Here is a 20,285-nt window from a genome sequence, read left to right on the forward strand (position 1 = left end):
GGAACAAGAATGTACGGGACGCTACGAGGAACGGACAACAGCGTCCGATTATCGGACGCCCTCGGCCGGTGAACGGGAAATATCGGGAGGCGAGATGCCGTACTACCGCAGCGTCGGCGAGGTGCCGCGCAAGCGCCACACCCAGTTCCGGCAGCCCGACGGCAGCCTCTACGCCGAGGAGCTGATGGGCCAGGAGGGCTTCTCCTCCGACTCGTCCCTGCTCTACCACCGGCACGCGCCCACCGCGATCCTGGCCGCCGACGAGTTCACCCCACCCGCCTTCACCCGGGTGCCGAACCTGCCGCTCAAGCCCCGCCACCTGCGCACCCACAAACTGGACACCGGCGGTTCCGACCCCATTCTCGGCCGGCAGTACCTGCTCGCCAACGACGACGTACGGATCGGTTACGTGGTCGCCGACCGACCCTCACCGCTGTTCCGCGACGCCACCGGGGACCACTGCCTCTACGTCGAGTCGGGCACCCTTCGGGTCGAGTCTCCGTTCGGCGTGCTGGACGCGGTCGCCGGCGACTACGTCGTCATCCCCACCTCGACCATCCACCGGCTGGTGCCCACCGGCGACCAGCCCGTCCGGCTGCTCGCCGTCGAGGCGTCCGGGCACATCGGCCCGCCCAAGCGCTACCTCTCCGTGCGCGGCCAGTTCCTGGAGCACTCGCCGTACTGCGAGCGGGACGTACGCGGCCCCGACGCCCCGCTGCTCGTCGACGGCGATGAGGTCGAGGTGCTGGTCCGGCACCGACGCGGGTGGACCCGCTACGTCTACGCCCACCACCCGTTCGACGTGGTCGGCTGGGACGGGCACCTCTACCCGTGGGCGTTCTCCATCCACGACTTCGAGCCGATCACCGGCCGCATCCACCAGCCCCCGCCGGTGCACCAGACCTTCCAGGGGCCCAACTTCGTCATCTGCTCGTTCGTGCCGCGCAAGGTCGACTATCACCCGCAGTCGATCCCGGTGCCGTACAACCACCATAACGTCGACTCCGACGAGATGCTCTTCTACACCGGCGGCAACTACGAGGCTCGGCGCGGCTCCGGCATCGAGCAGGGCTCGATCTCCCTGCACCCGTCCGGTTTCACCCACGGCCCCCAGCCGGGTGCCGCCGAGCGTTCCATCGGCGCGGACTACTTCGACGAGCTGGCCGTCATGGTCGACACTTTCCGCCCGCTGGATCTCTGCGACGCCGCCAGCTCCTGCGAGGACGAGGGTTACGCCTGGACCTGGGCGCGCTAGCGGATGGCGGTACGCGTGAACACGGCGAACTCGGCCACCGCCGTGGTGGCGATGGCCAGCACCAGGGGCCACGGGGAGCCGACCACGGCGTACACCAGCAGCAGCAGCGGCGCGGCGGCCACGGCGTAGATGGCCAGGGCCATCGCCCGGTCCGAGTGCAGCAGGGCGGGCAGGACGGTCCGGGTCAGCCCGGGCAGCCGAGCCGCGAGCTGCCAGACGATGATCCCGCCGGTGAGGGCGGCGAGCACCGCCAGGACGCGGGAGAACCCGTCGCTCGCCGACGCCGCGAACGCGACCAGCACCGCCGCGACCAGCGACCACCCCGCGCCGTAGAGCACCAGGCGGTGCAGCCCGTACGCGAGGGTCCGTGGCGAGTCGATCCGGCTCGGGCTGACCGTCACCGCCTCGGCGACGTGCTCCAACGCCTCCGACCAGCGGCGCTGCTCCAGCCGCATGACGCCAACGTCGTGGCCGGCCTCGCCGATCCGTGGGTCGAGCCGCAGCGCCTCCCGGTAGGCCCGCTCGGCCAGGTCGAACAGGTTCAGGCGGGCGGCGACCAGGCTGAGCACCAGGTGCGCCTGCGGCTCCTGCGGGGCCAGCTCGACACCGCGCCAGGCCGCGTTCAGCGCCGGCTGGCCGTTGCGGGCGCCGGCCAGGATCGCCGCCGCGCTCCGCTGGGCGTACGCGTCGGCCGGGCCGAGGGTGAGGATCCGATCGGCGGTGGCAGCCGACTCGCTGTAGCGCTCCAGGTCGGCCAGGGCCATCCCCCTGGCGGCCAGCGGCGGCAGGGCCTCCGGTGCGGCGGCCACTGCCGTGTCGGCGGCGGTGAGCGCCTCGGCCGGGCGGTCGGCGGCCAGGTGCACCCGGGCCAGCATGGTGAGCGCGTCGACGTCATCCGGCTGGAGGGCCAACCCGTAGGCCAGCTCCCCGGCCGCCTCGTCGTAGCGGCCGAGTTCGGCGAGGAGTTGGGCCCGCTGGACGTAGCCGTCGGCGGCGGACTGGTCGGGGGTGGGGTCGCTGGACATCGCGGCGAGCTTAGGCGGCCGACGCGTCGTACACCAGGGCCACCGCGACCCCGGCCAACCCTTCCTCGCGGCCGGCGAAGCCGAGCCCGTCGGTGGTCGCCGCCGAGACGGTGACCGGGGCGCCGACGGCGGCGGAGAGAACCTCCTGCGCCTCCGCCCGACGCCGGCCGATCTTGGGGCGGTTGCCGATGACCTGCACGGACACGTTGCCGATCTCCAGGCCGGCGGCGCGCACCCGACGGGCCGTCTCGGTCAGCAGAGCCACCCCGGACGCGCCGGCCCACTCCGGCTGGCCCACCCCGAAGGCGGAACCGAGATCACCGAGACCGGCGGCGGAGAGCAACGCGTTGCAGGCGGCGTGCGCGGCCACGTCGGCGTCCGAGTGCCCGGCGAGGCCGTCCTGGTCGGGCCAGAGCAGCCCAGCCACCCAGCACGGCCGGCCCGGCTCGAACGCGTGCACGTCGGTGCCGATGGCCACCCGGGGAACGATCATGAGCAGAGGGTACGCGTCAATCGGCTGCGGCAAGCAGATGCTCGGCCAGAGCCAGGTCGAACGGTCGAGTGATTTTCAGTGCGTACTCCGAGCCGGGCACGCAGCTCACCGCGACGCCCTGCTTCTCGACCAGCCCGGCGTCGTCGGTGAGGGAGTCACCGGCGGCGGCGTGGGCGGCGCTGAGCACTGCCCGACGGAAACCCTGCGGGGTCTGCACCGCGCGCAGGGCGGAACGGTCGACGGTGCCGAGCACCACCTCGTCGGCACCGACTTCCTTGATCGTGTCGACGACCGGCAGGACCGGAATCACCGCATCACGCCCGCCACGCACCGCCGCCGCGACGGATTCGACCAGCTCAGGTGGGGTGAGCGCCCGGGCGGCATCGTGCACCAGGACGATCGTCGGGCCGGCGGGCACCGCAGCCAGCGCCGCGGCCACCGACGCCTGCCGTTCGGCACCACCGGGCACCACGATCACCGGGGCGACCGGGGCCAACAGCTCGCGGACGGCCTGCACCTCGGCGGCCGGCGCGGCCACCACGATGGTGTGCACCGACGGCGCGGCGGCCAGTCGACGCACGGCGTGCACCAACAGCGGCTCACCGGCGAGCAGGCGCAGCGCCTTGGGTCGGCCGGGGCCGAGCCGTACGCCGGCACCCGCCGCAGGCACGAGGACCGCGACGTCACCGCGCGGATTGAGCTGCGCGGTCACGTCGCGGTCCTCGGTGGTTTGTTCACTACGAAGTGGGTACGACGATGCTGTGCCGACTAGGCCTCGGTGAGGACCTTGTCGAGCAGCGTCTCCGCCTCGTCCTTGGTGCTCTTCTCGGCCAGCGCGACCTCGCCGACGAGAATGTCACGGGCCTTGGCGAGCATCCGCTTCTCGCCCGCAGAGAGGCCCCGCTCCCGCTCCCGGCGCCACAGGTCACGCACGACCTCGGCGACCTTCAGCGGGTTGCCGGAAGCCAGCTTTTCCAGGTTGGCCTTGTAACGCCGCGACCAGTTGGTCGGCTCCTCGGTGTGCGGAGCCCGGAGAACGTCGAAGACCTTCCCGAGGCCCTCTTCGCCGACCACCTCGCGGACGCCCACGATCTCGGCATTTTCGGCCGGCACCCGGACCGTCAGGTCACCCTGCGCGACCCTCAGGACGAGATATTTCTTAGGCTCGCCCTTGATGATCCGAGTCTCGATTGCCTCGATGAGTGCGGCCCCGTGGTGGGGGTAAACAACGGTCTCGCCGACACTGAAAACCATAGGTTCGAAACCCCTTTCGCTGTGTCTAGGGTAACACGCTCAGGCACCGATGTCTCACCGATGTCCTGACCGTTGGCGCAGCTCAGGGGCCCTGTGAGAGGTCTTGCTTCAGCTTGACAGGCGGTCAAACCGATGGTTCGAACACGCTCCGTAACGCGCAAATGACTGCCCGGTACGGGTGAACAGAACGTCGAGATCAAGGGCTATGCGCTCCTCCCATGGTAGCCCGGCCAGCAGGACCGCGCCCAGATGTAGCGGGAGGAGCCCCTGGTGCGCGACCCTGGAGACCGAGCCGCACTCAGCTCTCGAGACGCTTCCAGGAGGTCCGATGGGCAAGCCGGACGCAGAGGGGCACGGGCCAGCCGACGGCCTGCCCGGCCTCCCGCCCGAATGGGGCCGCGTGGTGGTTCCCGACGACGCCTCCGCGCTGGCCGCCGAGGCCACTCAGATCCGCCGTGAGCTGCGCCGGGCCGGCAGCCTCCCGGGCGGTCACCAGGCCCTGGGCCTGCCGCTGGTGGTCCTGCTGGTGGCGGTCCTCACCACGCTGGCCGGCCTGCTGGCGGTCACCTGGCCCCGCGCCAACCGCGGCGCCGACCGGCCGACCCCGGCCCCCTGGTCGCCACCCGCGACCCTCGTCGGTCGGGCGCTGCCCGCACTGGACCTGGTCGACGCGGACGACGCACCCGTGCCACTGCGCGGCCTGCTACCCGCCATGATCATTCTGTTGGACGGCTGTCCCTGCCCGGACCGGGTCGGCGACGCCCTGGCAGCCGCGCCCGGCGGCGTCTCCGTGGTCACCGTCACCGGAGGGCGGACGCCGCCGGCCAGGCCCACCATCGAGAGGCAGGCTCGCGCCCTGGCCGACCCCGCCGGAGGCCTGCGTTCGTTCCTCGGCCAGCCGGCCCGCCCCGGCGCCGCGACCGCCCTCCTCGTCGACCGGGCCGGCCTCGTCACGCGGGTGCTGCCCGAGCTGGGCACCAGCGACACCTACCGGAACGATCTGAGCGTCCTGGCCGGCTGACGCCGCGCCTAGAGCGGCAGCGCGACGAGCTGCGCCTGAATGTCGATGGGCCGGTCGACGGCCGAGAACGACACCCGGAACGGCCCGCCGCCGGGCAGCACCTCGGCATTGGCGATCGTGCCGTCACAGTCGATGCGCGACTGACCGACGATCTCGGCCCCGGTGCTGGTAACCGCCATCGTGCCCGGGCGGGTGCACCGGTACTGGAGCAGGTAACGCCCACCGTCGTTGCCGGCCTGCCGGGTCAGTGCCTGGCCCGGAGCGAGGCCCCGCTGCTCTCGCCAGATCGTCTCGCGGAACGTGGGCAGGTCACCCGCGGGGAAGAGCACCTCGGGATCACCCTCGATGTCGCTGATCGAGCCCGTCGCCGGGTCGATCACCACCCGCGAACCGCTCTCCACCCGGACGACCTCGCCGGTGCTCGGGTTCATCCGCACCGTCACCCGCTCGTCAGGCTCCGCAGCCGCGAGGAGACGTTCCATCCGGGTGCTGACGCTCGGCCCGACCGATGGCACCGCCACCGCCGAAGGGACAGTCGCCCCCGCCGTCGACGCTGGCGCGGCGGCACGCCACCACCAGCCGCCGACGACCAGAACGGCCACCGCAGCACCGAACAGCACCACCGAGCGCAGCCGGTCGTCCGCTGTCGCATCCACCCCCTGAGCGTACCGGCCGGGCCGACGAGGTTCAGTCCTGTCGATCGAGCAGAGCGGCGTACAGGGTGAGGCCGGGGCCGAAGGCCAGCATGACGATGCGCCGAGCCGCCGGTGTCGCCCGACCCAACCGGTCCAGGATCAGCAACACTGTCGGCGACGAGCAGTTGCCGTGCTCGTCCAGTGTCGCCCTGGACGCCGCCAGCCCCAGCGGGGGCAGCGCCAACTCCCGCTCCACCACGTTGAGGATCCGCGGCCCGCCCGGGTGCACCGCCCAACCGTCCACCTCGGAGCTGGTGACGCCGTGCCGGGCCAACAGATCGTCTACCAGCCCCCGTACGTGCCTCGACAGCACCTGCGGGACCTTCGGCGACAAGCCCATCCGGAACCCCGCGTCGGTGACGTCCCAGGTCATGTGGTCGGCGGTCGAGGTGTCGGTGACGGCGGTGACCTCGCGCACCGCGTACCCCGAGCCACCAGGCACGACCACCGCGGCGACCGCGGCGTCCGAGAAGAGCGCGTGGGAGACGATCTGCTGGGTGTCCACCCGGGCGCTGGACGGTTGAATGTGCAGGCTGGTCAGCTCCGCACAGAGCAGCAGCGCCGGTCGCCCCCGGGCGGAGACGAAGTCACTCGCCGCGCCGAGCCCCGGCAACGCCGCGTAACAGCCCATGTGGCCGATGAACATCCGTTGGGTGTCGGCGGCCATGCCCAGGTCCCGGGCGAGCAGGATGTCCAGCCCCGGGGTGGCGTACCCGGTGCAGGAGCAGACGATGAACAGCCCGATGTCGCCGGCGCTCAGCCCGGCCGCCGTCAACGCCCGACCCACCGCCTCCTTGCCCAGCGGCAGCGCCTCCACCTGGTAGCGGCGCATCCGGCGCTCGGTCGGCCAGTCCGAGACGTCCTCCAGCAGCGGATTGACAGCGGCCTGCCGCCGGGTCACCCCCGAGTTGGCGAAGATCCGCTGGGCCAACGACCGGGTGGTGCCGGAGAAGTGCCGGGAGAAGAAGCCCTCCCACAACTCGTCCTGCGAAGCGGACGGCGGCTGCGCTGTCCCGAGCCCCGCGATCACTGGTACGAACACGATCCCCACCTCTCGTCAGATGCTGTCCTCCCCCTGGCCGTCCCACCAGCCACCTCGGCTGGTCGTTCCTCCGCGCGAGCCCGTGGCGGGCTCACCAACGCGGTGCCGATCCGTCACGATCCGGGTCGCCGCCGAGCGCGGCGATGCCGAGCCAGTCGGCGCAGACGTCCGACGTGGCCGGGTGCAGCGAGCCGCAGCGGGCGTCGCGGTAGAGCCGCTCCAGCGGATGTCCACGGCGGGTCGCCGAGGTGCCCGCCGCCTCCAGGACCGACGCCGCCACCTCGGCGGCCGTGGTGCCGGCGAGCAGCTTCGCCCGCCACACCCAACGGTTGGTCTCCTCGTCACCGGGCGCCTCGTCCACCCGGCGGGCCGCCTCGGCCACCACCAAATGAGCGGCGGCCGTCGCCGCGTCCGCCCGACCCAGCCGGGCCCGCACCGCCGGCAGGCCGGCCAGGTTGCGGGCGTTGAGGTGCTCGGCCGCCGCGTCGATCGCCGCACGGGCGACCCCCACGTAGACGGCCGCGTAGCTGGCCACCAACCAGTGCGGCATCAGCTGGGCGACCACCAGCGCAAGCCCCTCCACCCCACCGAGCAGCCGGTCGGCGGGCACTGTGACGTCCAGGTGCAGGTCGTGGGAGGAGGTGGCGCGCATGCCGAGTGAGTCCCAGGTCCGCTCCACGGTCAGCCCGTCACCGGCCGGCACCAGGAACTGTGAGACCACCGACTGGTCGGCCGTGCTGCGTGCCGCCACCAGGTAGCCGTCCGCGTGCCCGGCGCCGGAGCAGAAGGTCTTGCTGCCCTTGAGATGCCAGCCCCCGTCGGTCGGCTCGTACGCAGTGGTCAGCTGGGACAGCCGCGCGCCCGCGCCCCGCTCGCTCATCGCCACCGCGTACCAGGAGCCCTGCGCCGCCGCGCTGAGCAGCCGGTCGCGGGCGGCCAGCGCCTCGTCGGGTACGCCCAGCGCCTCGGCCAACTCCTCGGTGACCGCGCCCAGCGCGCCGGTCACCGAGGCGTGCATGTTGAACACCAGGGCGGTCGCACCGTTGCCCCGGGCAAGCTCAGTGGCCACCGCGGCGTACTCGGCGAAGGTGGCGCCCAGACCGCCGAGCGCCCGGGGCACCATCAGCCCGAACAGGCCGGCCTCGCGCAGGTCGGCGAAGTCGTCCACTGGGAAGGAACCGTCCCGGTCGTGCTCGGCCGCCCGCGCGGCGAACCGCGGCGCCAACCGGCGTGCTGCCTCGAGCGCGTGCACCGTCATCTCGTTCCTCCTCGGCGTTCCATACCCCGCCACGGCCGGACTATCCTTTGCGGACCCCCCGGCCCTGGTAGAGCACGGCGGTGGAGCGGGTCGGCACGATGCGCGGCGCGCGGCCGGCGGGCACCGCACCGGCCGTTCGGCTCGCGCGAGCTCGGCGCAGCAGCCAGGCGAGCATGCCGCTGACCTGCGGGCGGATGCCCCGCAGCCGCAGGTCGACGCCGTGTCGGGCGCACTCGGCCACCAGCGCCCGGGCGTCCACGAACAACCGTGGATCGTGGATGCCACGGGGCACCGTCGGCAGCCGCTCGGCGAGCCGGACCGCGACCAGCCGGGCCAGCGCCGTGTCGTTGAGGGTGTCCAGCACCAGCACGCCACCGGGGCGCAGCAGACGGCAGGCTTCGGCCACCGCGCGCGGCCAGGCCGGCACGTGCTCCAGCAACTCACCCGCCGAGACCACGTCGGCGCAGCCGTCAGGCAGCGGGACCGCTGTTGCGTCGCCCTGAACCACCCGCACCCCGTGCTCGGCCGCCTGGACAAGCGCCGAGCGGGTCAGATCCACCCCGACGTGGCGGTAACCCTTGCCGGCCAGGTGTGGCGCGAGCAGGCCGGCGCCGCAACCCAGATCGACGAGCAACGCGTCCGGACGGGTGGCCGGCGGCACCAGCGCGGCACGGGCCTCAGCCAGCCAGTGCAGCATCGCGAACGCGCCGTCCGGCCGCCACCACTCACCGGCCAGATCGTCGTACTGACGCGGATCGTTTCGCGGCAGCACCCTCGGACCGCTGGAAGCCCCGGCCGCAGCCACGTCTCGCATGGAACCGAGCGTGGCACGACTGCTCGGTAACGACCAGACTTCCCTTATGTCGTCGAGGGTGTTAGGGCTGGTCAGAGCGAGCCATCCGGAACCGGCCGCGGCGGTGACCACGGTGGCCGGTCTGCTGGCCTGGGGAGTGGGCCACCGGCCGGCCGGAATCGTCTCGGTGGTGCTCGCCGTGCTGGCCAGTCAGCTCGCCGTCGGCTGGACCAACGACGCGCTGGACGCCGAACGGGACGCCACTGTGGGGCGTACCGACAAACCGGTGGCCAGTGGCGCGGTCGGTCGGCGCGTCACCGCCTGGGCCGCCGCGGCGGCCGCGGTGGCCTGCCCGCTGCTGGCGCTGACCACCAACCCGGTGGCGGCGTTCTGGCTGACGCTCGCCCTGGTCTCCGCGCTGCTCTACGACTGGCCGCTCAAGGCCACCGCGTTCTCGGTGCTGCCCTACGCCGTGTCGTTCGGCGCGCTGCCCGCCTTCGTGGTGCTGGCGCTGCCCGGTCAGCCGGCCCCGCCGGTCTGGCTGGTGACGGCGGCAGCCTGCCTGGGCGCCGGTGCGCACTTCGCCAACGTGCTGCCCGACCTGGCCGACGACGCCCGCACCGGCGTGCGCGGCCTGCCCCACCGGCTGGGCGCCGCCGGCAGCCGGGTGGCCGCTGCGGGTCTCCTCCTCGCGGCGACCGCGACCCTGGTCCTCGGACCACCCGGGCCGCCGTCGGCGATCGGCTGGGCGGCGGTCGGCACTGCCGCCGTGGTGCCGCCGCTGAGCTGGTACGCCGGGCGTTCGGCGATCCGGGCCGGCCGGCGGCCGGTGGCGGCCTTCCGGGCCGTGATGCTGGTGGCCCTCATCGACGTGGTTCTGCTGGTGGCGAGCGGTCGGGTGGTGTGAACGCCACCCGGGCAGGTGGCATTGCCGGGTCCGCGTGCGGGCCTCGATCAGTCCCAACTACCCTGGAGCGCGGTCTGCGCGGGTATGGCCACCGTGCCCGGCGTACGGCCCGGGTGGGGATTGTGACGAGGAGGACCGACGTGACGCGCTCGATCAGGGGATCCCGGCGGGCGGCCCTGTTGCTGTCCGGGATTGCGGCGGCCAGTCTGCTGACGTCCGGCTGCGGCACCGGTCAGATCGCCGAGACCGCGTTGAAGGAGCCGTCGGTCCAGGGCGTCAGCCTCACCACCAACAACGGATCCTTCTCCGTGCGTGGCCTGCTCGTGGACTACCCGGGCACCGAGGGCTACAAGGCCGGGCAGGACGCGGGGCTCGAAGCCGTGATCTACAACGACTCGAAGGAGACGGTGACTGTCACCGTCACCACGGAGAGCGCCCGCGAGGTCGTGATCAGCGGCGGCTCGGCGAGCCCGTCGCCGTCCGCCTCGGAGTCCGCCTCCATGAGCCCGTCGCCGTCCGGTTCGGCCAGCCCGTCGAACTCGACGTCCGGCTCGCCGAGCCCGTCGGTGACGCCCTCCGAGACCGGATCGTCCTCGGCCACCCCGTCCGCCCCGGAGTCAGCGCGGGCGTCCGGTTCGGCCAGCCCCTCCGCCCCCGGCCAGCCGGCCCGGATCGAGCTGGCGCCGTTGAGCTACATCCAGTTCAACTCCAAGGCCACCGCGCAGCTCCGGCTGATCGGCCTGACCGAGGCGCTGCGCTCCGGCCAGAACGTCGTCGTGACCTTCGACTTCGGCAACGGCAACACGGTCACCGGGCAGGCTCCGGTCGCCGTGCCGCTCACCCCGGCGGCCCCTCCGTCGCCGATCATCGAGCGCGAGGGCGGCTACGAGGGCAACGAGGGCGGCACGACCCACGAGTGACCCGACCCGCACATCGACAAACACCCCGGCGTGGTGACCACCACGCCGGGGTGTTTTCGTCGTACGCGAGGGCTAGCGTCCTGATGTGACCACCTCCCGATCGACCCCTCCGCGTGGCGGCACGGCCGGTGCCGCCCGTGGTCGGTCCGCCGCCCGCGATCCGCGTCCGGCCTACCAGTGCGACGCCTGCGGGCACCAGCCGCCCAAGTGGGTGGGGCGCTGCCCGGAGTGCGGCGAGTGGGGGGCGGTGGTCGAGCACACGGTGACCGGCCCGACCGTCTCCGGTCGGGTGGTCAGCTCCCGGATGCCGTCCGAGCCGGCCCGACCGATCGCCACCATCAGCGCCGCTCCGGCCCGCGCCGTGCCCACCGGGGTGAGCGAGCTCGACCGGGTGCTCGGCGGCGGCCTGGTCCCCGGTGCCGTGGTGTTGCTCGCCGGCGAGCCCGGCGTGGGCAAGTCGACCCTCCTGCTGGATGTGGCGCAGCATTGGGCGATCGGCGCCGGCAGCCCGTCGCTGGTGGTCAGCGGCGAAGAATCGGTCAGTCAGGTGCGCCTGCGCGCCGAGCGGATGGGCACGCTGCACGAGCAGCTCTACCTCGCCGCGGAGAGCGACCTCGCCTCGGTTCTCGGTCACCTCGACGCGGTCAAGCCGGGCCTGTTGGTGCTCGACTCGGTGCAGACCATCTCGACCACCGGCACCGAGGGGGTGCCCGGTGGGGTGACCCAGGTCCGCGCGGTCACCGCCGCGCTGGTCTCGGTCGCCAAGGAGCGGGGCATCGCCACAGTGCTGGTCGGGCACGTCACCAAGGACGGGCAGGTGGCCGGGCCTCGGGTGCTGGAGCACCTGGTCGATGTGGTGCTGCACTTCGAGGGCGACAAGCACTCGTCGCTGCGCCTGGTGCGCGGCGTGAAGAACAGGTTCGGCGCGGCCGACGAGGTCGGCTGCTTCGAGATGCACGAGGGCGGCATCAGCAGCCTGGCCGACCCGTCCGGGCTGTTCCTGACCCGCTACGCGGAACCAGTCCCGGGCACCTGCGTGACGGTGGCCATGGAGGGGCGTCGTGCCCTGGTCACCGAGGTGCAGGCGCTGATCGGCGCGACAGTGGCGGGTTCTCCCCGACGCACCGTCTCCGGCCTCGACTCGGCGCGACTGGCGATGGTGCTCGCGGTGCTGCAACGGCGTACCGAGCGGCTGACCCTGCACGACCGGGAGGTCTTCGCCGCCACAGTGGGCGGGATCCGGGTGGTGGAGCCGGCCGCCGACCTGGCGGTGGCTCTGGCGGTCGCCTCCGGCGGGCTCAACCTGGCGATCGCGCCGCACCTGGTGGCGATCGGTGAGGTGGGACTGACCGGCGAGGTGCGTCGGGTCGGGGCGGTGCCGCGCCGGCTGGCCGAGGCCGCCCGGCTGGGGTTCAAGGTGGCCCTGGTGCCGCCCGGCTGCGGCCCGGCCAGCACCGGCGCGGGCCCCGAGCAGATGCGGGTGACCGAGGTCACCGACGTCCGTTCGGCGCTGCACCATGCGGCCCGCGCGTCCGCCGAGTGACCCACCGTGCCGACGAGGGCGGCGAAACCGGACAGCACGTGGCAAGCGGGAAACGTTGGAAAGGGCGGCATCGTGACACATCACAGTAACCACGACAGCACCCACCGCACGGCAGTCCGTAGACTGTGCCCGTGCCGATCGACCGCGATACCACCAAGCCAGCCGGCGCGCCGCCCCAGGCCCGCACCGGCGCCGTGGGCTCGCCCGCCCGCCCGATCAGCGTGAGCGTGACTGCGGGAGCCGCCGGGAGCGCCGGAGATCCGCTACGCGCCAATCTCGCCCTGATGGCCCCGGGCACCGCCTTGCGCGACGGTCTGGAGCGCATCCTGCGGGGTCGCACGGGCGCGCTCATCGTGCTCGGCTACGACAAGGTGGTCGAGGGCCTCTGCACCGGCGGCTTCCCGCTGGACGTGGAGTTCTCCGCGACCCGCGTACGCGAGCTGTGCAAGATGGACGGCGCTGTCGTGCTCTCCAGCGACGGCACCAGGATCGTCCGGGCGGCAGTGCACCTGATGCCCGACCCGTCCATCCCGACCGAAGAGTCCGGCACCCGGCACCGCACCGCCGAACGGGTGGCCCGCCAGACCGGCTATCCAGTCATCTCGGTCAGCCAGTCCATGCGGATCATCAGCCTCTACGTCAACGGTCAACGGCACGTGCTCGACGACTCGGCGGCCATCCTCTCCCGCGCCAACCAGGCGCTCGCCACCCTGGAGCGCTACAAGCTCCGGCTGGACGAGGTCTCCGGCACGCTCTCCGCCCTGGAGATCGAGGATCTGGTCACCGTACGGGACGCGGTGGCAGTGGTGCAGCGGCTGGAGATGGTTCGCCGGATCGCCGACGAGATCGCCGGTTACGTGGTGGAGCTGGGCACCGACGGCCGCCTGCTCGCCCTGCAACTCGACGAGCTGATGGCCGGCGTGGACGCCGACCGGACTCTGGTCATCCGGGACTACCTCCCCGTCGGCCGCAAGTCGCGCACGCTGGACGAGGCACTCGTCGAGCTGGACCTGCTCGGCGCCACCGAGCTGATCGACCTGGTGTCGGTGGCCAAGGCGATCGGCTACCCGGCCGCCTCCGACGCGCTCGACGCAGCGGTCAGCCCGCGCGGCTTCCGACTGCTGGCCAAGGTGCCCCGGCTGCCGGTGGCCGTGGTGGATCGCCTGGTGCTGCACTTCGGCAGCCTCCAGCGGCTGCTCGGGGCGACAGTGGAAGACCTACAGGCCGTCGAGGGGGTCGGTGACGCCCGGGCTCGTGGCGTCCGGGAGGGGCTGTCCCGCCTCGCCGAGGCATCCATCCTGGAACGTTACGTCTGACCCCGCTCAGCCGGTGATGGTGAGCTTCACGGGCTCGCTGTACTTCGTGCCGACCCGGGCGAACACCTGGTACGACCCGACCGGCGGGAACGGCCCGCCAGCCAACGCGCCGTCGCAGCGGCTGGTGTCCCGCCCGTTCCACGGCACCTGGTAGGAGCGCTCGAAGTTCGGCGTGAACGACTGCACTTCCGAGCCCTTGACCTTGCCGCAGGTGTCCGACGACCAGATCTTCTCGGCACCGGACTTGATGAAGATCTCCTGCAGGTCCGCGCCCACGTTGCGACTGCAGGTCCGGTCCGACGTGTTCTTGATCCTGAGTTGCAGCTCGGCCACCGCCCCCCGCTGCAGTGCGGTAGGGCTCGCCGCCGACACCACGCTGATCTCCTCGTCGGTGCAGGTGTCTCCGTCGTCCTCCGAACCGGCGGCCGCGCCCAGCGGAGGCGTGTTACTGGTCATCGCCGGGCTCGGACTCGTCGCACCCGAATCAGCGGACGCGGACGACGACGGACCGCCGGTCTGCGGAGTCAGCACCGGCCCAGCGGGGCCAGACGTCGCGGCGGACGTCGCCGTCGGTGTCGCACCCGCCTTCGGCTGCCCGCCGGAACGGCCCGAACCGGTGCAGGAGTAGAGCAGGACAATCAGGAAAAGGAGGCCCGCTCCGAATACGACGGCGCGACGCCGCCAGTACACGGCGGGTGGCAGGGGGCCGACCGTCAGACGCATGATGCCCTCCACCGTAGCCGCGCCGTACCCGGCAGTGCGGCGCGACGCGCCGGAGCCACTCCGAGGCGCCCGCACCACTCTCCATTGAGGACAGTCTGGCACTCGATCACAGGTAGACCTTGCGCTGATAGACCGCGTGCGCACCGGCCACCCGGTCCAGGAAGAGTAGCCCCGCGCAGTGGTCGATCTCGTGCTGCAACGCCCGAGCCTCGAAGCCGTCGGTCACCAGCCGGACCGGCACGCCGCTGCCCGGCAGGTCACCCTCCACCACCAGCCGGCTGGCCCGCTTCACGTCACCGGTCAGGTCCGGCACCGACATGCAGCCCTCCCGGCCCGGCTTCCACCGCGTCGCCTCGACCACGCGCGCGTTGCACAACACGAAGGTGCCGTGCACCGTCACCGCCTTCGGGTGGCCGGTCACGTCGACGGCGAAGACCCGAGCGCCCACCCCTACCTGCGGCGCGGCCAGCCCGACACAGCCCGGCGAGACCTTCATGGTGGCTATCAGGTCGGCCGCGAGTTGGACCGTCTCCTTCGCCGTTGGGTCGACCTCGTCCGCGGCCCGACTCAGCACCGGATGCGGGGCGGACACCACCGCCCGCACCTCCCCCGGCACGTCCAGCGACTCCGGCGTCCACTCCCCCAGGCCGACGTCCGGCCCGCGCTCCTCGCCGGTCACAACAGATCCGGATCCGCCGGCCGGAGGGTGACCTCCACGCCCAGCTCGGCTGCCGTCCGGTGCAGGCGGTCGAGCACAGTGTCCGCCACACCGGCCGGCAACTCGACCTCCGCCAGGACCACGTAGAGCGCACCGGTCAACCGGGTACTCAGGTCGGTGACATTCCCCCCGGCATCCACCAGCACCCGCGTCATCGCCGCGACGATCCCCATCCGGTCCGAACCGTGCACAGCCATCACGTACGGCTCACCCGCCGGAGGAACATCACCGTCCGGGGTGACCGCGCGTACCGTCGCCAGCAGCTGACCCTCGGCGGCCAGCGACGCCAGTGCAGCCTCGACCTCGGCGGCGGCCGGACCGGTGCAGATGAGGGTCATCGCGAAATGCCCCCGCAGCCGCGTCATCGTGCTGTCGGTGAGGTTCGCACCCAGTCGGGCCAGCACCTCCGCGACGTCGGCCACGATGCCCGGCCGGTCCCGACCGATGACGGTGATCGCGAGCTCGTTCATCCGCGCATTCTCCCCCGTCCGCCGAACGAGGACGCGGCACCCCGCCCGAGCCGCCCACCCAACGGGAACACCGGGCGTGACATCATCGACCACGCCATGACTCAACCCGACTTCGCCTCCCTGGTCAGCCGGTGGTTCCAGCAGCACGCCCGTGACCTGCCGTGGCGCGAGCCCGATGTCACCCCGTGGGCCATCCTGGTCAGCGAGGTCATGCTCCAGCAGACACCAGTGGTCCGGGTGGTGCCGGCCTGGCAGGCGTGGCTGGCCCGCTGGCCGGAGCCGGCCGCGTTGGCGGCGGACACGCCAGCCGAGGCGATCAGGATGTGGGGACGCCTCGGCTACCCCCGTCGGGCGGTCCGGCTGCGCGAATGCGCGGTAGCGATCGTCGACCGGCATGGCGGCCAGGTGCCGGACCGGCTGGAGCAACTGCTCGCACTGCCCGGCGTCGGCACGTACACCGCGCGGGCGGTGGCCGCCTTCGCGTACGGGCAGCGGCACCCGGTGGTCGACACCAACGTACGCAGGGTCGTGTGCCGGGCGGTGGCCGGCGAACCGGACGCCGGGCCCGTCACCCGACCAGCGGACCTCGTCGCCACCGAAGAGCTACTCCCGGCGGAACCGGCCGCAGCGGCACTGGCCAGCGCCGCGTTCATGGAACTGGGCGCGGTGATCTGCACGGCCCGGTCACCGCGCTGCACCGCCTGCCCCGTCGAGTCGGTCTGCGCCTGGCGGGCGTCCGGCCAGGAGGCGCCGGCCGGGCCGACCCGCCGACCCCAGCGGTACGCGGGCACCGACCGGCAGGTCCGCGGTCTGTTGCTCGGAGTGCTCCGGGACAGCACCGGCCCGGTCCCACGCCAGCGGTTGGACCAGGTCTGGACCGACGACGTGCAACGCGCCCGCGCCCTCGCCGGGCTGGTGCAGGACGGGCTTGTCGAACCCGCCGGCACTGAATCCTTCCGCCTGGTCGGTGACGGCCCGTCCCGGCCAACCGCGGACCTCACCACCTGACCCGCCCCACCCCGGGCATCCCGCCCAGCGACCCGCTGGCCGCCCACCCGCGCGCTCTGAGCCGCCGCCGGCCGCACACCGCGCGCTCCAACCCGCCGGCCGCACACCGCGCGCTCTGGCCGCCGCCGGCCGCACACCGCGCGCTCCAACCCGCCGCCGGCCGCACACCGCGTCCTCTGAGCCGCCGCACACCGCGCGACCTGCTGGCCGCACGCCGCGGCGGTGGCGCGGGCTCGGCGCAGCTCACCCCAAGATCGTGCTCGATCCCGGATGTAGTGGTGTCAGGCGCGACGGATGCCACTACATCCTGGATGTAGTGCGATCTTGCGGGCGGAGGCCTGTGCGGGTAGCGCACAAAGGCGGGGCCCCGGTGGCTTGCGCCACCGGGGCCCCGCCCCTTGCTGGTTGTCTTACTCGTCCACGCCCGCGGCGGCGGTGCCAGCGGCAGTGCCACCGAGATCGGCCGGGACGGCGTCCGGAACTTCGACCGGCTTGTCCGAGCCCCGGAACACGAGCTTGGACTTGTCGATGTCGTCCGGGTCGCCCTCGCAGTCCACCACGACGATCTGACCCGGGGTCAGCTCGTTGAACAGGATCCGCTCGGAGAGGTTGTCCTCGATGTCGCGCTGGATCGTGCGACGAAGCGGACGGGCACCGAGCACCGGGTCGAAGCCCTTCGCGGCCAGGTACTTCTTGGCGTTGTCGGTCAGCTCCAGACCCATGTCCTTGTTCCGCAGCTGGCCCTCGATCCGCTGGATCATGATGTCCACGATCGAGAGGATCTCGGTCTGGCGCAGCTGGTGGAAGACGATGGTGTCGTCGATCCGGTTGAGGAACTCAGGCCGGAAGTGCGTCTTGAGCTCGTCGTTGACCTTCTGCTTCATCCGGTCGTAGTTGGACTCGGAGTCCTCCGACTGCTGGAAGCCCAGCGACACCGCCTTGGCGACGTCACGGGTGCCCAGGTTGGTGGTCAGGATGATGACCGTGTTCTTGAAGTCCACGATCCGACCCTGACCGTCGGTGAGCCGACCGTCTTCGAGGATCTGCAGGAGCGTGTTGAACACGTCCGGGTGGGCCTTCTCGATCTCGTCGAAGAGGACCACCGAGAACGGCCGACGCCGCACCTTCTCGGTCAGCTGCCCGCCCTCGTCGTAGCCGACGTAGCCGGGAGGGGCACCAACGAGCCGGGAGACCGTGTAACGGTCGTGGAACTCGGACATGTCCAGCTGGATGAGGGAATCCTCGCTGCCGAAGAGGAACTCGGCGAGCGCCTTGGACAGCTCGGTCTTACCGACACCGGACGGGCCGGCGAAGATGAACGAGCCCGACGGGCGCTTCGGGTCCTTCAGGCCGGCCCGGGTACGCCGGATCGCCTTCGAGACCGCCTTGACCGCGTCCTCCTGGCCGATGACGCGCTTGTGCAGCTCGTCCTCCATGCGCAGCAGGCGCGAGGTCTCCTCCTCGGTCAGCTTGTAGACCGGGATGCCGGTCCAGTTGCCGAGCACCTCGGCGATCTGCTCGTCGTCAACCTCGCTGACGACGTCCAGGTCACCGGCCTTCCACTCCTTCTCCCGCTGAGCCTTCTGGCCGAGGAGCTGCTTCTCCTTGTCGCGCAGCTGGGCGGCGCGCTCGAAGTCCTGCGCGTCGATCGCGGACTCCTTGTCGCGACGCACCTGGGCGATGCGCTCGTCGAAGTCACGCAGGTCTGGCGGCGCGGTCATCCGACGGATCCGCATCCGGGCACCGGCCTCGTCGATCAGGTCGATCGCCTTGTCCGGGAGGAAGCGGTCGGAGATGTACCGGTCGGCCAGGGTCGCGGCAGCCACGAGAGCGGCATCCGTGATCGAGACGCGGTGGTGAGCCTCGTAGCGGTCCCGCAGGCCCTTGAGGATCTCGATGGTGTGGGCCAGCGACGGCTCACCCACCTGGATCGGCTGGAAGCGGCGCTCGAGAGCGGCGTCCTTCTCCAGGTGCTTGCGGTACTCGTCGAGCGTGGTGGCACCGATGGTCTGCAGCTCACCACGGGCCAGCATCGGCTTGAGGATGCTCGCGGCGTCGATCGCGCCCTCGGCGGCACCCGCACCCACCAGGGTGTGGATCTCGTCGATGAACAGGATGATGTCGCCGCGGGTGCGGATCTCCTTGAGCACCTTCTTGAGGCGCTCCTCGAAGTCACCGCGGTAGCGGGAACCGGCGACGAGCGCGCCCAGGTCGAGCGTGTAGAGCTGCTTGTCCTTGAGGGTCTCGGGCACCTCGCCCTTGATGATCTTCTGGGACAGGCCCTCCACCACGGCGGTCTTGCCGACGCCGGGCTCACCGATCAGGACCGGGTTGTTCTTGGTACGGCGGGAGAGCACCTGCATGACCCGCTCGATTTCCTTCTCGCGCCCGATGACCGGGTCGAGCTTGCCCTCGCGGGCGGCCTGAGTCAGGTTGCGGCCGAACTGGTCCAGCACCAGGCTGGTCGACGGCGCGGCCTCACCCGGCGCGGCGCCCGCCGCGGCAGGCTCCTTGCCCTGGTAGCCGGAGAGCAGCTGGATCACCTGCTGGCGGACCCGGTTGAGGTCGGCGCCGAGCTTCACCAGCACCTGGGCGGCGACGCCCTCGCCCTCACGGATCAGCCCGAGCAGGATGTGCTCAGTGCCGATGTAGTTGTGGCCGAGCTGCAGCGCCTCGCGCAGCGACAGCTCCAGCACCTTCTTGGCCCGCGGCGTGAACGGGATGTGCCCGCTCGGCGCCTGCTGGCCCTGGCCGATGATCTCCTCGACCTGCTGGCGGACGCCCTCCAGGGAGATGCCGAGGCTCTCCAGGGCCTTTGCCGCGACGCCTTCACCTTCGTGGATCAGGCCCAGCAGGATGTGTTCCGTACCGATGTAGTTGTGGTTGAGCATCCGGGCCTCTTCTTGGGCCAGGACGACAACCCGTCGCGCTCGGTCGGTGAACCGCTCGAACATGCCCTCGTGCTCCTCACGTGCCGTGCGCCTTGATGGTCAAGATCTTGGCGGGGCCGGTGCACGAACGTCCAGGACGGGCGTCCGTGCCTCCTTACTCTATCGTCGCTGACCGACTCCGCTGAGGTCGTGTGTCTCTGCTCTGGGTCGGTTCCACGTCGTTTTGAACAACCGTCCGCGCTCAGGAGGTGTTCCGGTAGCCCTGTCGCTACGCGCAGAGCGAAATCCGACTGGCTCGACGGAAGCCCGATCCGGGGTCCGGAAGGGCTCCGGGAGGCCCCGGAGGGCGGACCGGCGGTCGCGACGAGCGCTGCGCCGGCCCCTGGGGAAGGTTGTCCACAGGCTGTGGATAGCTGTTCCACTGGTTGTGGACAACGTAGGTGGGCCCGGAATGCTTCCCGACCCCGGACGGGCGCGACGACGCCGTCCGGATACGGCGACGCCGGCCCGGAGAACTCCTCCGGCCCGGCGTCGGTGTCGCCTGCGGTGGCGGCTGGCCACCGAGCTGCTGACGGATCAGCGCTTCGCGTGGAACTCGTCCACGATCTCCTGCGGGATACGACCCCGGTCCGAGATGTCCTTGCCGGCCTTCTTGGCCCACTCCCGGATCGCCTTGTTCTGTTCCCGATCGGCTGTCGCGCCGCCCCGACCGCGGGCAGCCCGCCCACCGATCACGACACCACCCCGACCGACCTTGGTGCCGGCGCCCACGTACGACGCAAATGCATCGCGCAATTTCGCGGCGTTGGCGCTCGACAGGTCGATCTCGTACTGAACGCCGTCGAGGGCGAACTTGACGGTCTCGTCCGCGTCCCCGCCGTCCAGGTCATCGACCAGCTTGTGAATGATCTGCTTGGCCACGTCCCACATTCCTTTCGAGCAGGGTGCTCCTG

At 71.7% G+C, this 20,285-nt stretch carries 20 protein-coding genes; 7 read left to right on the forward strand and 13 right to left on the reverse strand.

Translation table 11 applies throughout. The annotated features are described in order from the left end of the window. Window positions 1-94: 94 nt before the first annotated feature. The gene (locus MED01_RS03885) at window positions 95-1,255 is read left to right on the forward strand and encodes a homogentisate 1,2-dioxygenase (protein ID WP_238667187.1); all 1,161 of its coding nucleotides are present in this window, start codon (window positions 95-97) and stop codon (window positions 1,253-1,255) included. Here MED01_RS03885 and MED01_RS03890 read toward each other — a convergent pair. From MED01_RS03890 to MED01_RS03905, 4 genes are read right to left on the reverse strand one after another with little or no spacing between them, the layout of a single operon-like run. Further along, window positions 1,252-2,280, reverse strand: a complete 1,029-nt coding sequence (locus MED01_RS03890) for a tetratricopeptide repeat protein (protein WP_238667188.1) — start codon at window positions 2,278-2,280, stop codon at window positions 1,252-1,254. The two genes, MED01_RS03885 and MED01_RS03890, sit on opposite strands and share 4 nt — an antisense overlap. Before the next feature lie 10 nt (window positions 2,281-2,290). Then, window positions 2,291-2,773, reverse strand: a complete 483-nt coding sequence (gene ispF, locus MED01_RS03895) for a 2-C-methyl-D-erythritol 2,4-cyclodiphosphate synthase (protein ID WP_238667189.1) — start codon at window positions 2,771-2,773, stop codon at window positions 2,291-2,293. A gap of 16 nt (window positions 2,774-2,789) precedes the next feature. Beyond that, window positions 2,790-3,485: a 2-C-methyl-D-erythritol 4-phosphate cytidylyltransferase gene (gene ispD, locus MED01_RS03900; RefSeq protein WP_238667190.1), complete on the reverse strand. Its 696-nt coding sequence runs from the start codon at window positions 3,483-3,485 to the stop codon at window positions 2,790-2,792. Between the two features lie 56 nt (window positions 3,486-3,541). Beyond that, on the reverse strand, window positions 3,542-4,027 hold the full coding sequence (locus MED01_RS03905) for a CarD family transcriptional regulator (RefSeq protein WP_088950500.1): 486 nt from the start codon (window positions 4,025-4,027) through the stop codon (window positions 3,542-3,544). Between the two features lie 328 nt (window positions 4,028-4,355). Between MED01_RS03905 and MED01_RS03910 the strand changes: the two genes are divergently transcribed. Then, window positions 4,356-5,048, forward strand: coding sequence for a hypothetical protein (locus MED01_RS03910; RefSeq protein WP_238667191.1), 693 nt, complete (start codon window positions 4,356-4,358; stop codon window positions 5,046-5,048). Window positions 5,049-5,056: 8 nt separating this feature from the next. Here MED01_RS03910 and MED01_RS03915 read toward each other — a convergent pair whose 3' ends face one another. The 4 genes from MED01_RS03915 to MED01_RS03930 form a co-directional block, all read right to left on the reverse strand. Next, complete coding sequence (locus MED01_RS03915; RefSeq protein ID WP_238667192.1) at window positions 5,057-5,704, reverse strand: hypothetical protein; 648 nt, start codon at window positions 5,702-5,704, stop codon at window positions 5,057-5,059. A 31-nt stretch (window positions 5,705-5,735) separates the two neighbouring features. After that, complete coding sequence (locus tag MED01_RS03920) at window positions 5,736-6,794, reverse strand: type III polyketide synthase (RefSeq protein WP_372493572.1); 1,059 nt, start codon at window positions 6,792-6,794, stop codon at window positions 5,736-5,738. An 82-nt stretch (window positions 6,795-6,876) separates the two neighbouring features. Further along, a complete protein-coding gene (locus tag MED01_RS03925; RefSeq protein ID WP_238667194.1) occupies window positions 6,877-8,043 on the reverse strand; it encodes an acyl-CoA dehydrogenase family protein in 1,167 nt (388 codons plus the stop codon). 40 nt (window positions 8,044-8,083) lie between these two features. Then, a complete protein-coding gene (locus tag MED01_RS03930; protein ID WP_238667195.1) occupies window positions 8,084-8,857 on the reverse strand; it encodes a class I SAM-dependent methyltransferase in 774 nt (257 codons plus the stop codon). Window positions 8,858-8,903: 46 nt separating this feature from the next. Between MED01_RS03930 and MED01_RS03935 the strand changes: the two genes are divergently transcribed. From MED01_RS03935 to disA, 4 genes are all read left to right on the forward strand, one after another. Beyond that, complete coding sequence (locus MED01_RS03935; RefSeq protein WP_372471359.1) at window positions 8,904-9,743, forward strand: UbiA family prenyltransferase; 840 nt, start codon at window positions 8,904-8,906, stop codon at window positions 9,741-9,743. Window positions 9,744-9,883: 140 nt separating this feature from the next. Continuing rightward, the gene (locus MED01_RS03940) at window positions 9,884-10,663 is read left to right on the forward strand and encodes a hypothetical protein (RefSeq protein ID WP_238667197.1); all 780 of its coding nucleotides are present in this window, start codon (window positions 9,884-9,886) and stop codon (window positions 10,661-10,663) included. An 85-nt stretch (window positions 10,664-10,748) separates the two neighbouring features. Then, window positions 10,749-12,206, forward strand: coding sequence for a DNA repair protein RadA (gene radA / locus MED01_RS03945; protein ID WP_091403173.1), 1,458 nt, complete (start codon window positions 10,749-10,751; stop codon window positions 12,204-12,206). A 131-nt stretch (window positions 12,207-12,337) separates the two neighbouring features. Further along, on the forward strand, window positions 12,338-13,522 hold the full coding sequence (gene disA, locus MED01_RS03950; RefSeq protein WP_030327921.1) for a DNA integrity scanning diadenylate cyclase DisA: 1,185 nt from the start codon (window positions 12,338-12,340) through the stop codon (window positions 13,520-13,522). Window positions 13,523-13,528: 6 nt separating this feature from the next. Here disA and MED01_RS03955 read toward each other — a convergent pair whose 3' ends face one another. The 3 genes from MED01_RS03955 to MED01_RS03965 all read right to left on the reverse strand — a co-directional run bounded on the left by MED01_RS03955 (window position 13,529) and on the right by MED01_RS03965 (window position 15,433). Further along, window positions 13,529-14,245, reverse strand: a complete 717-nt coding sequence (locus MED01_RS03955; RefSeq protein ID WP_238667198.1) for a hypothetical protein — start codon at window positions 14,243-14,245, stop codon at window positions 13,529-13,531. Window positions 14,246-14,351: 106 nt separating this feature from the next. Continuing rightward, window positions 14,352-14,924, reverse strand: coding sequence for a peptide deformylase (locus tag MED01_RS03960; protein ID WP_238667199.1), 573 nt, complete (start codon window positions 14,922-14,924; stop codon window positions 14,352-14,354). Beyond that, window positions 14,921-15,433, reverse strand: a complete 513-nt coding sequence (locus MED01_RS03965) for a glycine cleavage system transcriptional repressor (RefSeq protein ID WP_238667200.1) — start codon at window positions 15,431-15,433, stop codon at window positions 14,921-14,923. The genes MED01_RS03960 and MED01_RS03965 overlap by 4 nt, the downstream gene beginning before the upstream one ends. 96 nt (window positions 15,434-15,529) lie before the next feature. On the opposite strand from MED01_RS03965, the gene MED01_RS03970 reads away from it, so the two are divergent. Further along, window positions 15,530-16,441 carry an iron-sulfur binding domain-containing protein gene (locus tag MED01_RS03970; RefSeq protein WP_238667201.1) on the forward strand — a complete coding sequence of 304 codons (912 nt, stop codon included), beginning with the start codon at window positions 15,530-15,532 and terminating at the stop codon, window positions 16,439-16,441. A gap of 410 nt (window positions 16,442-16,851) precedes the next feature. On the opposite strand, the gene MED01_RS03975 is transcribed toward MED01_RS03970, so the two are convergent. Both MED01_RS03975 and MED01_RS03980 read right to left on the reverse strand, forming a co-directional pair. After that, on the reverse strand, window positions 16,852-19,395 hold the full coding sequence (locus tag MED01_RS03975) for an ATP-dependent Clp protease ATP-binding subunit (RefSeq protein WP_238667202.1): 2,544 nt from the start codon (window positions 19,393-19,395) through the stop codon (window positions 16,852-16,854). A gap of 513 nt (window positions 19,396-19,908) precedes the next feature. Continuing rightward, on the reverse strand, window positions 19,909-20,253 hold the full coding sequence (locus tag MED01_RS03980) for a histone-like nucleoid-structuring protein Lsr2 (RefSeq protein ID WP_036392792.1): 345 nt from the start codon (window positions 20,251-20,253) through the stop codon (window positions 19,909-19,911). Window positions 20,254-20,285: the final 32 nt, after the last annotated feature.

Origin of the sequence: Micromonospora alfalfae (assembly GCF_022230925.1) — a bacterium.
In the GTDB taxonomy this organism is placed as follows: domain Bacteria; phylum Actinomycetota; class Actinomycetes; order Mycobacteriales; family Micromonosporaceae; genus Micromonospora; species Micromonospora alfalfae.